General features: G+C 73.7%; 10 protein-coding genes and 1 pseudogene. 9 read left to right on the forward strand and 2 right to left on the reverse strand.

The window, feature by feature from the left end:
- Positions 1–810 (reverse strand): annotated as a pseudogene (locus IF37_RS0102870) (cytochrome b/b6 domain-containing protein); the annotation flags it as partial.
- A gap of 415 nt (positions 811–1,225) precedes the next feature.
- On the opposite strand from IF37_RS0102870, the gene leuS reads away from it, so the two are divergent.
- From leuS to holA, 9 genes are all read left to right on the forward strand, one after another.
- Complete coding sequence (gene leuS, locus IF37_RS0102875) at positions 1,226–4,105, forward strand: leucine--tRNA ligase (RefSeq protein WP_030735545.1); 2,880 nt, start codon at positions 1,226–1,228, stop codon at positions 4,103–4,105.
- Between the two features lie 206 nt (positions 4,106–4,311).
- Positions 4,312–5,037 (forward strand): hypothetical protein, encoded by a 726-nt coding sequence (locus tag IF37_RS0102880; protein ID WP_030735546.1) that lies wholly within the window; start codon positions 4,312–4,314, stop codon positions 5,035–5,037.
- A gap of 72 nt (positions 5,038–5,109) precedes the next feature.
- Positions 5,110–5,955, forward strand: a complete 846-nt coding sequence (locus tag IF37_RS0102885; RefSeq protein ID WP_030735547.1) for a DegV family protein — start codon at positions 5,110–5,112, stop codon at positions 5,953–5,955.
- A gap of 148 nt (positions 5,956–6,103) precedes the next feature.
- On the forward strand, positions 6,104–7,246 hold the full coding sequence (locus IF37_RS41460) for a ComEA family DNA-binding protein (protein ID WP_079165525.1): 1,143 nt from the start codon (positions 6,104–6,106) through the stop codon (positions 7,244–7,246).
- The gene (locus tag IF37_RS0102895; RefSeq protein ID WP_253915627.1) at positions 7,243–10,065 is read left to right on the forward strand and encodes a ComEC/Rec2 family competence protein; all 2,823 of its coding nucleotides are present in this window, start codon (positions 7,243–7,245) and stop codon (positions 10,063–10,065) included. The genes IF37_RS41460 and IF37_RS0102895 overlap by 4 nt, the downstream gene beginning before the upstream one ends.
- A 118-nt stretch (positions 10,066–10,183) precedes the next feature.
- Positions 10,184–11,020 carry an arylamine N-acetyltransferase gene (locus IF37_RS0102900; protein ID WP_030735555.1) on the forward strand — a complete coding sequence of 279 codons (837 nt, stop codon included), beginning with the start codon at positions 10,184–10,186 and terminating at the stop codon, positions 11,018–11,020.
- A 126-nt stretch (positions 11,021–11,146) separates the two neighbouring features.
- On the forward strand, positions 11,147–12,028 hold the full coding sequence (locus tag IF37_RS0102905; RefSeq protein WP_030735558.1) for a YceI family protein: 882 nt from the start codon (positions 11,147–11,149) through the stop codon (positions 12,026–12,028).
- A gap of 107 nt (positions 12,029–12,135) precedes the next feature.
- Positions 12,136–12,381, forward strand: a complete 246-nt coding sequence (locus IF37_RS0102910; protein ID WP_030735561.1) for a hypothetical protein — start codon at positions 12,136–12,138, stop codon at positions 12,379–12,381.
- A gap of 110 nt (positions 12,382–12,491) precedes the next feature.
- The gene (holA, locus tag IF37_RS0102915) at positions 12,492–13,481 is read left to right on the forward strand and encodes a DNA polymerase III subunit delta (RefSeq protein ID WP_030735563.1); all 990 of its coding nucleotides are present in this window, start codon (positions 12,492–12,494) and stop codon (positions 13,479–13,481) included.
- Between the two features lie 347 nt (positions 13,482–13,828).
- On the opposite strand, the gene rpsT is transcribed toward holA, so the two are convergent.
- Entirely contained in the window at positions 13,829–14,095 is a 267-nt protein-coding gene (gene rpsT / locus IF37_RS0102920; RefSeq protein ID WP_030735567.1) for a 30S ribosomal protein S20, read from the reverse strand.
- Between the last annotated feature and the right edge of the window lie 94 nt (positions 14,096–14,189).

Here is a 14,189-nt window from a genome sequence, read left to right on the forward strand (position 1 = left end):
GCGGAAGGGGGCCTCCGTGCCGGCCGGCGGACGCCTCGGCTCCCTCCGGTCCCCGACGCCGGACCGCGCCGGCTCGGCCGTCCGGGAGCGGCTCGCGGCCGGCTCGTCGGACGCGGACCGTCCGGGCCCGCCGGTCAGGGCCACCAGCCGGTCGGCGACCTTGCGCTTGACCGGGCGCGGGGCGGCGCGCAGCGCGAGGGTGCCCATCACGGCGAGCAGCGACAGGCTGTAGAGCATCACGAAGACCGGCTTCGCCGAGCGGCCCGCGTACAGGCCGTGCAGCAGCGCCGCGCACCAGGCCGGATAGGCCAGCATGTGCATGGCACGCCAGCGCGCGGCGACCGGGGCCGGGGTGGCGAAATTGCCGCGCAGGGCCCCGGTGATCCCCACGAAGACCATCAGCAGTCCCGCCAGTGAGCCGAGTCCGATCAGGCCGCCGATTCCGGTGACGCCGAGGGAGAAGGGAACGACCGCCGCGATCAGCCGGGTGTGGTCCAGCGCGAGCTTCGTGGTGATGTGCAGCAGCAGGAACGCGATCGAGGCGACCGCGGTGGTGCGGTGCACCGCCTGGCCGACGATCCGCTGGCGGGTGTTCAGGAAGATCCGGTCCTGGGCCAGCAGGCCCCAGATCACCGAGCAGCTCAGCGAGACGAGGGACAGCACGCCCGCGCCGAAGTCCAGGAAGTCGCGGAACCGGTCGCCGCCCGCCCGCACCACCACGGGTATCAGCAGCAGGGCGACGGCGGACGCCACCCCGTAGGCCGATCGGCCCGGCGCGGGGAGCGAGCTGGTACGACGACGAGCGTTCATGGGGGCACTCCGAGCAGTTCCGGGGAAGCGGTCCCGCTGCCGCACTCTAAGTGGGGTCATACCGATCAGTACGTAGGTTCGTGTTATTGCGTTGTTGTCGACACACAATCTGATTGCCGGTGTGTCCCACGGGGGCGCTACGCGAAGTGATCGCCGACCCCCGTCCGGCTCCCGGCGGGCCTCCGGTGTCTCCCCCGGGGGTACGGAAGCGCGTGGCCGCTTGCTCAGGGGCTGCGGTACCCTAGCGCCATGCGTGCCGTACGCCTTCTGCTTAGCGGGCCGCGCTGATCAGTACCGACCCCGGTTCAGCCGTGAGGTCGGCATCGGCGCGGCGTCCCCTCCTGTGCGAGGGGATTTTTCGTTTCTTTGAGTGTCACAGCCGCAGGCAGAGACGATCGATGGAGCTTTGAGGATCATGAGCGAGACGAACCCTGCCGCCACCGCCGCGTCGGCGGAGGCCGCGCCGCACCGCTACACGGCCGCCATGGCGGCCGACATCGAGGCACGCTGGCAGGACTTCTGGGACGCCGACGGCACCTACGCGGCGCCGAACCCCAAGGGTGACCTGGCGGGCGACGCCGAGCTGGTCGCCCGGCCCAAGAAGTTCATCATGGACATGTTCCCGTACCCCTCGGGCACGGGCCTCCACGTCGGCCACCCGCTGGGTTACATCGCCACCGACGTCTACGCCCGGTTCCAGCGCATGACCGGCCACAACGTCCTGCACACCCTGGGCTTCGACGCCTTCGGCCTGCCCGCCGAGCAGCACGCCGTGCAGACCGGCGAGCACCCGCGGATCACCACCGAGGCCGCCATCGCCAACATGAAGTCCCAGCTGCGGCGGCTGGGCCTGGGCCACGACAAGCGCCGGTCGTTCGCCACGATCGACCCGGAGTACTACAAGTGGACCCAGTGGATCTTCCTCCAGATCTTCGACTCCTGGTACGACGAGGAGGCGCGCAGGGCCCGGCCGATCTCCGAGCTGATCGCCCGGTTCGAGTCCGGTGAGCGTGCCGTTCCGGGCACCACGCGCGCGTGGGGCGAGCTGAGCGCCCAGGAGCGCTCCGACGTCCTGGGCGAGTACCGCCTGGCCTACGCCTCCGAGTCGCCCGTCAACTGGTGCCCCGGCCTGGGCACCGTACTGGCCAACGAGGAGGTCACCGCCGACGGCCGCTCCGAGCGCGGCAACTTCCCCGTCTTCAAGGCCAAGCTGCGCCAGTGGAACATGCGCATCACCGCCTACGCCGACCGGCTGCTGGAGGACCTGGAGGAGCTGGACTGGCCCGAGGCCATCAAGCTCCAGCAGCGCAACTGGATCGGCCGCAGCGAGGGCGCCCGCGTCGACTTCCCGATCGACGGCGAGCGCATCACGGTCTTCACCACCCGCCCGGACACCCTGTTCGGCGCCACCTACATGGTGCTGGCGCCCGAGCACCCGCTGGTCGACAAGTTCACCCCCGCGGCCTGGCCCGAGGGCACGCACGAGGTGTGGACCGGCGGCCACGCCACCCCGGCCGAGGCCGTCGCCGCCTACCGCGCGCAGGCCGCCTCCAAGTCGGACGTGGAGCGCCAGGCCGAGGCCAAGGACAAGACCGGCGTCTTCACCGGCGCGTTCGCGACCAACCCGGTCAACGGCGAGCGGGTCCCCGTCTTCATCGCCGACTACGTCCTGATGGGCTACGGCACCGGCGCGATCATGGCCGTCCCGGGGCACGACACCCGCGACTTCGCCTTCGCGCGCGCCTTCGAGCTGCCCATCCGCTGCGTGGTCGAGCCGACCGACGGCCGTGGCACCGACCCGTCCACCTGGGACGACGCCTTCGTCTCCTACGACGCGAAGATCGTCAACTCCGACAGCGACGACGTACGGCTGAACGGCCTGGGCGTCGCCGAGGCCAAGGCCCGCGTCACCGAGTGGCTGACCGCCGCGGGCATCGGCGAGGGCACCGTCAACTTCCGGCTGCGCGACTGGCTGTTCAGCCGCCAGCGCTACTGGGGCGAGCCCTTCCCGATCGTCTACGACGAGGACGGCGTCGCCCACGCGCTGCCCGAGTCGATGCTGCCGCTGGAGCTGCCCGAGGTCGAGGACTACCGCCCGCGCACCTTCGACCCGGACGACGCCGACACCCAGCCCGAGACGCCGCTGTCGCGCAACGAGGACTGGGTCAACGTCACCCTGGACCTGGGCGACGGCCCCAAGAAGTACCGCCGCGAGACCAACACCATGCCCAACTGGGCCGGTTCCTGCTGGTACGAGTTCCGGTACCTGGACCCGCACAACGACCGCGAGCTGGTCGACCCGGAGATCGAGCGGTACTGGATGGGCCCGCGCGAGGGCCAGCCGCACGGCGGTGTCGACCTGTACGTCGGCGGTGCCGAGCACGCCGTCCTGCACCTGCTGTACGCGCGCTTCTGGTCCAAGGTCCTGTACGACCTGGGGCACGTCTCCTCCGCGGAGCCGTTCCACAAGCTGTTCAACCAGGGCATGATCCAGGCCTACGTCTACCGCGACAGCCGGGGCATCGCGGTGCCGGCCGCGGAGGTCGAGGAGCGCGACGACGCCTACTACTACCAGGGCGAGAAGGTCAGCCGCCTGCTGGGCAAGATGGGCAAGTCGCTGAAGAACGCGGTGACTCCGGACGAGATCGCCGCCGAGTACGGTGCCGACACGCTGCGCCTGTACGAGATGGCGATGGGCCCGCTGGACGTCTCCCGCCCGTGGGACACGCGCGCGGTGGTCGGCCAGTTCCGGCTGCTCCAGCGGTTGTGGCGCAACATCGTCGACGAGACGACCGGCGAGGTCACCGTCACCGAGGCGGCGCCGGACGACGAGACCCTGCGCGCCCTGCACAAGGCCGTCGACGGCGTGCGCCAGGACCTGGAGGGCCTGCGCTTCAACACCGCCATCGCCAAGGTCACCGAGCTGAACAACCACCTGACCAAGGCGGGTGCGGCGGTGCCGCGTTCGGTCGCCGAGCCGCTGGTGCTGATGGTCGCCCCGCTGGCCCCGCACATCGCCGAGGAGCTGTGGCGCAAGCTGGGCCACACCGACTCGGTCGTCCACCGGGACTTCCCGGTCGCCGACCCGGCCTACGTCGTGGACGAGACCGTGACCTGCGTGGTGCAGATCAAGGGCAAGGTCAAGGCCCGGCTGGAGGTGCCGCCCGCCATCTCCGAGGAGGAGCTGGAGAAGCTGGCGCTGGCCGACGAGAAGGTCGTCGCGGCGCTGGGCGGCGCGGGCATCCGCAAGGTGATCGTGCGGGCGCCGAAGCTGGTGAACATCGTCCCGGCGTGACCAGGTGAGCAGCTGACCGTGTGACCCGGTGACCGCGTGAGCGTGTGACCACCGGACGGGGGACGCCGACGGCGTCCGGGTAGTCCCCTACGGGCAGGTTCGGGGTTCTTCAGGAACCTCGGGCCTGCCCGTTGCGTTTACCGTGGAGAGCGCGGGAGCGTGGCGAGCGCGACCGCGCGCACCGAACCGACCGGAGGAGGAGCGCCATGGAAGTAGTGCTCACCGTGTTCGCCCTGCTCTTCCTGCTCTTCGTCGGCCTGGGAGCGTACGCCACGGTCAAGGCCGTCGGCGCCGCCAAGCGCGGTGTGGACCGGACGATCGCGCAGGCCCGCCGCACGGTCGAGGACCACACCTTGCGCGCCAAGTCCTTCGCCCAGCTCGGACCGGCCGGCGAGATCGCCCAGCTGCGGCTCGCGCTGCGCACCTCCATGCGCGCCACCCAGGACGCGCTGCACGCGGGCGTGGCCGAGGACGAGTCCCTGAAGGAGTCCCTCGGCCTCTTCGAACGCCTCAGCACGCACGGACACGAGCTGGACGCCGACCTCAAGCGCCTGGAGTCCGAGCCGGACCGCGCCGCTCTCGCCGCGCGCCTGCCCGAACTCCGCGGCCGCACCGAGCGGATCACCCAGTCCGCCGACTCCCTGCGCTGGGCCGTCCGCGACCGCGCCCGCCGCTTCTCGGAGGACGACCTGGACACCCTCAGCGCCCAGATCGACATCGAAGCGGGCGCCCTGCGCCACTGGACCCGGAGCGAGCCCGGCCAGGCACCCCCGCCCTGGCCGGACGCGTCCGCCGACGGCCCGGCCACGGGACAGGCCCGGCCGAAGGCGTCCGGTGCCCGCGCCGCCGGGGAACCCGACGCGATCGCCGCGCCGGCTTGGCGTCCCACCGCCCCCTGGCAGAGGAAACCCCGTCCCGAGAGCACCACATGAGCGAGCCGCTCCCGGGCCGCGCGACAGGGGCCGGGCTGCCGAGCGGGCACTACGCCAGGTAACCTCCAGCTCATGTCCCGCCATGTCGCGATCGTCACCGATTCAACGGCCTACCTGCCGCCCCGGGCGATGGAGCGTCACGGCATCACCGCGGTCCCGCTGACCGTGGTCCTCGGTGACCGAGCCCTCGAAGAGGGCACCGAGATCTCCACCCGCTCCCTGGCCCAGGCGCTGCAGAAGCGGCGCTCCGTCACCACCTCCCGCCCCAGCCCCCAGGTCTTCGCGGAGACCTACCGCAGGGTCGCCGAGTCGGGCGCGAGCGGCATCGTCTCCCTGCACCTCTCCGCCGAACTGTCCGGCACCCACGACGCGGCGGCCCTCGCCGCGCGCGAGGCTCCGGTGCCCGTGCGGGTCGTGGACACCGGCATGGTCGCGATGGCGCTCGGCTTCTGCGCGCTCGCCGCGGCCGAGACGGCGGAGGCCGGCGGCACGGTGGACGAGGCCGTCACGGCCGCGGAGAAACGGGCCGCGGGCACATCCGCCTACTTCTACGTCGACACCCTCGACTACCTGCGCCGCGGTGGCCGGATCGGCGCCGCGCAGGCCCTGCTGGGGTCCGCGCTCGCCGTCAAACCCCTGCTCCAGCTGGACGACGGCCGCATCGAGCTGCTCGAGAAGGTGCGCACGGCGTCGAAGGCGATCGCGCGCCTCGAGGAGCTGGCCGCGGAACGGGCGGGCAGCGCGGAGGTCGACATCGCCGTCCACCACCTCGACGCCGCCGATCGCGCCGCGGCCCTCGCCGACCGGCTACGGGCACGCGTCCCGGGCCTGGCCGACCTGCACGTCAGCGAGGTCGGCGCGGTGATCGGCGCGCACACCGGCCCCGGCCTGCTGGGCGCGGTCGTCTCACCTCGCTGACAGCCGGACTCCCCGGGCGGCCTTCCCCGGCGCGCGGAGTGCGGCCGGCTTCACCCGTGCGGGTGGCGGAGTTTTCCACAACCGGTCGGTAACGCACGGGAATTCACCAAGATCATCGCAATGCGGCGGAATGCCCCATCCTCGTCGCATGGCACTTCGATCACGCACACGCACCGCGACCCCGACCAGCGGCCCCGGCCGTGGGCCCGCCTCCGACGGGCGCGCCCGGCAGCGCGGCACCACCGGACACGGCCGTGCTCGCCGCGGCACGCCCGCGCCGACGGAGGAACTGCGCCGTCGCGCGGAACTCCTCTTCGGCGAACGAGCCGTGCAGTGGCGGGAATCGGGGAACGCCCCGCCGGTCCCGGCCCCGGCCCCGGCCCCGGCCCCGGCCCCGGCCCCAGCCTCGGCCCCAGCCTCGGCCCCGGCCTCGGCTTCGGTCCCGGCCTCGGCTGAGGCGGGCGGTGCGTCGGCGTCGATGGTGGTGCCGGTGGTCGCGGAGAGTCCGGCGGGGGCGAGGGTGGTTCCGGTGGGGGAGGGGGAGCCGCAGGGGCCGCCGGACGGGCGGGACGGACCTGCGGTTGTGGACTGGCGGGCGCGGGCCGGGATGGCGTTGCGGGAGCGGATGCCGGTCTGGTTGCAGGCACGGTACGGAGTCGAACGGCGAGGAGTCGTGGCGCTCACCGTGATCCTCGTCGCCGCCACCGTCTTCGCCGCACAGCACTTCTGGTCGGGCCGGACCCAGTCGGTGAACGCGCCCCAAGTGGTCCGTCCGCACGCGTCGTTCGCCGAGAAGGACGAGAAGGCGGCGGCGGGCACGCCCGTGGGCGCGTCGGCGACACCGGGCGCGGGCATCGTCGTGGACGTCAGCGGCAAGGTCCGTGAACCGGGGATCCGGCGGCTGCCGACCGGTGCCCGGGTGGCCGACGCGTTACGGGCCGCGGGCGGGGTCCGGCCGGGCGTGGACACGGAAGGGCTCAACCGCGCCCGCTTCCTGGTCGACGGCGAACAGGTCGTCGTCGGCACCCCCGGCGGAACCGCCGTACCGCCCGGCCCGGCGGCCGGACCGCTCCTCGGCCCCGGCGGCACCGGCCCGGCCGCGCCGGTCTCCCTCAACACCGCCACCGCGGACCAGCTGGACACCCTGCCCGGGGTCGGTCCGGTACTGGCCCGGCACATCATCGACTACCGCACCCAGCACGGCGGTTTCCGCTCGGTGGACGAACTGCGCGAGGTCAACGGCATCGGCGACCGCCGGTTCACCGATCTGCGTGAGCTGGTACGGCCGTGAACCGCGCGCTCGACGTGACCGGCCCCGGCGCGCGACCCGAGCCGGACGGGACCGCGCACACCGTCCGGAGCGGCCCCCTGGACCTGCGCCTGGTGCCGTCCGCGCTCGCGGCCTGGGGCACGGCGGCCGTCACGTTGGACACACCGGCGGCCTGGACCGCCGGAGCCGTCGCGGCCTGCCTGGTCGGCGGGATCCTGCTGCTGTCGGTACGGCGACCGGGACGCCTGCGGCGGACCGGCCGGGCCGGGTGGACGCACGCCAACCCCCGCGAGGAGGCCACCAATCCCCGCGAGGAGGCCACCAATCCCCGCGGGGAGAACGCTCATCCGCGCGGGGCGTGCGCCAAGCCGCGCTGGGCGCGCACCGCCGTCGCCGCGGTGCTGCTCTGCTCCGCGGCGGCGGCCGTCTCCGCCGGGCTGCACGGGGCCGACGTGCGGCGCGGGCCGGTGCCCGAACTGGCCCGGCGGTTCGCGACCGTCACCGCCGAGGCCGAGCTGAGCGGCGACCCCTGGCTGAGCGAGACACGGGTGCGCGGCGATCACACGGCGCCCGTGGCGGTACTGGCGCGGGCCGAGCTGCGGAGCGTGGAGACGGCCGACGGGGGGCGTGCGCGGACCCGGACGCCCGTGCTGTTGATCGTCGACCCGGACGTCCCGGCGCCCGAAGGGGACGCGGAGAGTCGCGCGAGGGAGCGAGCTGAGGAGCGCACGGACAGTCACGGTGAGGGGCGCGCGGAGGGGAACCAGGGGGCCGAGCCGCCCGTGGGCGGCACCGGACGGGCCGGGCCGGGGGGCCGGGCCGGGCCGGGAGGACGGGCCGCCTGGCTCGGGTTGCTGCCGTCCACCCGGCTCCGCGTCGGCGGACGGCTGGCACCCGCGCTCGCGGGCGGCGACCGGACAGCGGCCGTGCTGCGGGTGCGCGGCCGGCCGGCGCCCCGGATCGTGGCGGGACCGAGCGGACCGCAACGGCTGGCGGGGCGGCTCCGGGCCGGTCTGCGGGAGGCGACCGAAGACCTGCCGGCCGACGCGCGGGCGCTGCTGCCCGGCCTGGTCGTCGGGGACACCTCGCGGATCACACCCGAGCTGGACCACGCCTTCGAGGAGACGGACCTGGCGCACACCCTCGCCGTCTCCGGGAGCAACCTCACCATCCTGCTGGCACTGCTCCTCGGGCCGCCCGGACTGGCCCAACGGGCCGAGCGCCGCGGCCTGGCCCCCCGACTGGGACTCTCCCTGCGGGCGACGGCCCTGGCCGCGGGAGCGCTGACGCTGGGCTTCGTGGTCGTCTGCCGGCCCGACCCGAGTGTCCTGCGGGCCGCTGCCTGCGGCGCGGTCGCACTGCTCGCCCTCGCCACCGGACGCCGCCGCTCCCTCGTCCCGACGCTGGCCACGGCCGTCCTGCTGCTGGTGCTGTACGACCCGTGGCTGGCCCGCGGTTACGGCTTCCTGCTGTCGGTGCTGGCCACCGGCGCGCTGCTGGTGCTGGCACCGGGCTGGAGCGAGGCGTTGCGGCGGCGCCGGGTGCCGCCGCGGCTCGCCGAGGCGCTGGCGGCGGCCGCCGCGGCGCAGGTCGTGTGCGCGCCCGTCGTGGCGGTGCTGTCGGCCCGGGTCAGCCTGGTGGCGGTGCCCTGCAACCTGCTGGCCGAGGTGGCGGTGGCCCCGGCCACGGTGCTGGGGTTCGCGGCGCTCGCGACGGCACCGGTGGCGATGCCGGCGGCCGAGGCGCTGGCCTGGTGTGCGAGCTGGCCGGCCCGGTGGATCGCCGGGGTCGCCCGGTACGGGGCGGCGCTGCCCGGCGCGGGTGTGGACTGGCCGGGGAGCTGGCCGGGGGCGCTGGCACTGGCGGCGGTCACGGCGGCGGTCCTCCTGGCCGGCCGGAGACTGCTGCGGCGTCCGGTGTGGTGCGGACTGCTCGGAGTCCTGGTCGTGCTGCTCGTGACCCGACCGGCGCCGCTGACCCGGATGATCACGGGCTGGCCGCCGCAGGGCTGGCGGTTCGCGATGTGCGACGTCGGACAGGGCGACGCGACCGTGCTGGCGGCGGGCGAGGGAGCCGGGGTGGTCGTGGACGCCGGACCCGACCCGGAACTGGTCGACCACTGCCTGCGCCGGCTGGGCGTCACCCGCGTCCCGCTCCTCGTCCTCACGCACTTCCACGCCGACCACGTGGCCGGGCTGCCCGGTGTCCTGCGGGGCCGCTCGGTGGCCGCGATCGAGACGACGGGGTTCGCGGAACCCGCGGACCAGGCGGAGTTCGTCCGAAGGCAGGCCGCGGAACGGCACATCCCGGTCACGACGGCCGTCGCGGGAGACGAACGGCGTGCCGGACCGCTCACCTGGCGGGTCCTGTGGCCCCCGCCGCGGCGCGCGCGACCTGGGGCACCTTTCCCGGCGCCGGTGCCGGTGCCTCCCGCCGGGCCGGGCGCCCCCTTCGAGCCGGAGGGTCCCAACGACGCCAGTGTCGCGCTGCTGGTGCGCACGGGCGGGCTGCGGCTGCTGCTGCTCGGAGACCTCGAACCACCGGCCCAGCAGGCGTTGTCGCGGTCCCCGGCAGCGGCCGATCTGGCCGGAGTCGACGTCCTGAAGGTGGCCCACCACGGTTCGGCCTACCAGGACCCGCGGCTGATGAGCCTCGCGGCCCCCCGGGTGGCCCTCGTCTCCGTCGGCGCCGACAACCCCTACGGCCATCCGGCGCCGGTGACCACGGCGGCGCTGCGGGCCGGTGGCGCGGCGGTCCTGCGCACCGACCGGGACGGGTCGCTCGTGATCACCGGAACCGGAGGGAGCGACGGGGAGATACGGGTGACGAGAGAGCGCTGACCCGGAAACCCCGCGTGACGGACGGCGGCACGGCCCGTCGGGACCTGGGCGGCGAGGGTTCGGCCTCAAGGCGGTGCGGACCCGGCGAAGGACTCCGGCGGGCACCCAGACTGGGGCCATGACATCAGCTCGCATCGACGCCTACCTCCGCCGCCTCGGCATCGCCCGCCCGCCGCAGCCCACCAGCGAGGCGCTGCGCGAGTTGCACCTGCGCCATCTGCGGACCGTCCCCTTCGAGAACCTGTCGGTCCACCTGGGGGAGGAGATCGCGCTGGACGGGACGCGGCTGCTGGAGAAGGTCACCGAGGCCCGGCGGGGCGGCTTCTGCTACGAACTCAACGGTGCGTTCGGCATGTTGCTCACCGCCCTCGGATACCGGGTCGAGCTGCTCGCGGGACGGGTGTACGACGACGAGGGGCGGCTCGGCATCCCCTACGACCATCTGGCGCTGCGGGTGCGGACGGTGGACGGGGACACCTGGCTCGCCGACGTCGGGTTCGGGGCGCACAGCCACTACCCGCTGGCCTGTGCGGAACGCGGGGAGCAGGACGACCCCGGCGGCGTGTTCCGGGTGGTGGAGGCCGGTCCGTACGAGGCCGGGGTGCGGGGCGGTGCCGCAGCGGACGCCGGTGATCTGGACGTGCTGCGGGACGGCACGCCGCAGTACCGGCTGGAGACCCGCCCCCGGGTGCTCGGGGACTTCACCGCCGGCGCCTGGTGGCACAGCACCTCGCCGTCGTCGCACTTCACCCGGTCGCTGGTCTGCTCCCGGGTCACCGGGGACGGAGGACGGATCACGCTCAGCGGGCGGAAGCTGAAGACGACCGGGGCGGACGGCACGCGCGGGACGCGGGAGCTGGAGACGGACGAGGAGGTGCTGACGGTCTACCGGGAGCGCTTCGGCATCGAGCTGAGCCGGGTGCCGGCGGTGCGCAACCCCGACTCCGGCGACTAATTCGGTCCAGTCCCGGCGCATGGTCCGGATTCCTGTGATGTGGGTCCGTGTTGCCTCGAAAGCCGCATCAGTGATCGAATAAACCTTCGGCAACGGATGATGTCGAGGCGTACAGGGGTGTCGTAGATGTTCGGCCGCTGGCTGGGTAACCGGACGAACCGCATGCAACGGATGAGTCCCCTGGCGGCGGTCCGGACGCCGCCGGACGCGGGGGTGCTCAGCTGCCGGGTGGTCGACCCGGTCAACGAGGCGGTCATGGGCGCGGAGTTGGCGGTCAGCGATCCCATGGGCCGCCGGGTGGTGTCCGGCGGGACGGACCCCTACGGCCTGTTCGTGGCCACGGTGCCGGCGGGGGAGTACCGGCTCGCGGTGACGGCGGAGGGGTACGCGCCGTACCGGGCCACCGCGCTGGTCGGCGTGGGCTCCCTCGCCTCGCTGGGCGATGTGACCCTTCAGGTTGCCCAGCCGCCGGAGCCGCCGGCGCCGGGTGACTGGGACGTCGAACCCCTGCACTCCTCGATCGGCTTCACCGCGCGGCACATCGGACTGGCCCGGATCCACGGACGGTTCAACTCCTTCGCCGGGGTGGTGCGGATCGCCGAGCGCGTGGAGCAGTCGGCGATGCACGTCGTGATCGACGCGGCGTCCATCGACACGGGGGTCCGGATGCGCGACGACCATCTGCGGTCGTCGGACTTCCTGGACGTGGGGCGGTTCCCGACGCTGGAGTTCTACGGCGACCGGTTCGCGCACAAGGGCGGCAGCCGGTGGGCGGTCACCGGAGCGCTGTCACTGCACGGCGTGACCCGCACGGTCACCCTCGACACCGAGTACCTGGGGCTCGGCAACGGCATGGAGGGCGAGACGCGGGCCGCCTGCCGGGCCACCACCGAACTGCACCGGGACGACTTCACGGTCAGCTGGCAGTCGATGCTGGCGCGGGGCATCGCGGTGGTCGGGCCGAGCATCCGCGTCGACCTCGACGTGCAGATCGTGCCGAAGGGCTGAGGCCCCGACGGCATCCGGTCCGGCATCCGGTCCGGCGGCCGGGCCGCGGGCACCGGGCTGGGCGGGCCGGGGTCCCGGGCTTCCGCGGGGTGCCGGAGAATGAGCCCGTGAGCGATGTGAGACACGTGCTGGTGCTGCCCGACCGCGATGCCGCTCAGGAGGTGGCCGAGGCGCTCGGGGAGCGGTTCGGGATCGACGAGGAGCCCCGGCTCGTCCGGGAGGCGCTGGCCGGCGAGGACGACGCCGAGGACGCCCAGTGGCTGGTGGTCCTGCGGGACGAGCGCGAGCGGCTCGACCCCGCCGAGCTGGACGCGTTCGCGGGGCAGTGGGACGGCTGGCGCGAGGAGCCGTGACCCCGACGCGAGGAGCCGTCACCCCCGAGTCGGGACTCGGGGGCCGGTCCGGGACCGGTCGGGGTACCGGGATCGGCGCGTTGTCGGTGCCGCGTGGGATGCTGTGAGCGATGGCCAGGAAGACTGCGAATGACGACCCTCTCGCCCCGGTGACCCTTGCCGTGGGCCAGGAGGACCTCCTGCTCGACCGTGCCGTGCAGGAGGTGGTGGCCGCCGCCAAGGCTGCCGACGCCGACACGGACGTACGTGACCTGACCCCGGACCAGCTCCAGCCCGGCACGCTCGCCGAGCTGACCAGCCCGTCGCTCTTCGCCGAGCGCAAGGTCGTGGTCGTACGCAACGCGCAGGACCTGTCCGCCGACACGGTCAAGGACGTGAAGGCGTATCTCGGCTCACCCGCCGAGGAGATCACGCTCGTGCTGCTGCACGCCGGCGGTGCCAAGGGCAAGGGGCTGCTGGACGCCGCGCGCAAGGCGGGCGCGCGGGAGGTGGCCTGCCCGAAGATGACCAAGCCGGCGGACCGGCTGGCCTTCGTGCGGGGAGAGTTCCGCACGCTCGGACGGTCGGCCACCCCCGAGGCGTGCCAGGCGCTCTGCGACGCCATCGGGAGCGATCTGCGGGAGCTGGCCTCGGCGGTCTCGCAGTTGGTCGCCGACGTGGAGGGGACGATCGACGAGGCGGTCGTCGGGCGGTACTACACCGGGCGTGCCGAGGCGTCCAGCTTCACGGTCGCCGACCGGGCGGTGGAGGGGCGTACGGCGGAGGCGCTGGAAGCCCTGAGATGGTCGTTGTCGACGGGCGTGGCGCCGGTGATGATCACCAGCGCGCTGGCGCAGGGCGTCCGGGCGATCGGCAAGCTGTCCTCGGCCCGGGGCGGCCGGCCGGCCGATCTGGCGCGGGAACTGGGCATGCCGCCGTGGAAGATCGACCGGGTGCGCCAGCAGATGCGGGGCTGGACGCCGGACGGGGTCGCGGTGGCGCTCAGGGCGGTCGCCGAGGCGGACGCGGGTGTGAAGGGCGGCGGCGACGACCCCGAGTACGCGCTGGAGAAGGCGGTCGTGGTGATCGCCCGGGCCGCCCGGTCACGCGGGCGCGGATAGCGGACAGCCGTTCCCGGGTTCCGTTCCGCCTTCGGCCGGGGCGGCGCCCCGGCCCCGGTCAGGGGGTCGCCCCCGGTCCCCAGCCCCGTCGCGCCGAGTAGCCGCGCACCGTCACCCGCGCCGCACCGTCACCCGCGCCGGGAAGGCGCCTCTGTCCGACCTCCCGACATGCCGAAGACCCCGGCGCCCGCCCTGGGGAAGGGAGGAGCGCCGAGGTCTTCGGACCGAGCTTGCGGACTCGCACCCGCGTGGCGAACGCAGGCCGCGTGCGAGTCCTGGGTGCCGGGCGGGAGCGGATGAGAGAGGGCCCGCTCTGAGTCCTTCCGGCGGTCAGATCAGAAAGGAGTTCAGCCCTTGAGGGACGCGACCTTGGAAGCAAGCGCCGACTTCTTGTTGGCGGCCTGGTTCTTGTGGATGACGCCCTTCGAGACGGCCTTGTCGAGCGCACGCGCGGCAGCGCGCTGGAGCTCGGTGGCCTTCTCGGCGTCGCCGGCGGCGGCGGCCTCGCGGGCCTTGCGGATCGCGGTCTTCAGGGAGGACTTGACGGCCTTGTTGCGCAGCCGAGCCTTCTCGTTGGTCTTGATCCGCTTGATCTGGGACTTGATGTTCGCCACGAAGGAGCCTTTTCAGGTTCAGGCACGGGGCCGCGCGGGTCCCGTGCCGGTGATCCAAAATTTCCTGTCGTGCCTCGTGCTGAGAGGGCATGAG

Source organism: Streptomyces sp. NRRL S-31 (assembly GCF_000718775.1).
Classification (GTDB): domain Bacteria; phylum Actinomycetota; class Actinomycetes; order Streptomycetales; family Streptomycetaceae; genus Streptomyces.

What these genes read in the sequence shown, in the direction of transcription:
- leuS (WP_030735545.1), top strand. Translation starts at nt 1,226, where the DNA reads ATGAGCGAGACGAACCCTGCCGCCACCGCCGCGTCGGCGGAGGCCGCG.
- IF37_RS0102880 (WP_030735546.1), top strand. Translation starts at nt 4,312, where the DNA reads ATGGAAGTAGTGCTCACCGTGTTCGCCCTGCTCTTCCTGCTCTTCGTC.
- IF37_RS0102885 (WP_030735547.1), top strand. Translation starts at nt 5,110, where the DNA reads ATGTCCCGCCATGTCGCGATCGTCACCGATTCAACGGCCTACCTGCCG.
- IF37_RS41460 (WP_079165525.1), top strand. Translation starts at nt 6,104, where the DNA reads ATGGCACTTCGATCACGCACACGCACCGCGACCCCGACCAGCGGCCCC.
- IF37_RS0102900 (WP_030735555.1), top strand. Translation starts at nt 10,184, where the DNA reads ATGACATCAGCTCGCATCGACGCCTACCTCCGCCGCCTCGGCATCGCC.
- IF37_RS0102905 (WP_030735558.1), top strand. Translation starts at nt 11,147, where the DNA reads ATGTTCGGCCGCTGGCTGGGTAACCGGACGAACCGCATGCAACGGATG.
- holA (WP_030735563.1), top strand. Translation starts at nt 12,492, where the DNA reads ATGGCCAGGAAGACTGCGAATGACGACCCTCTCGCCCCGGTGACCCTT.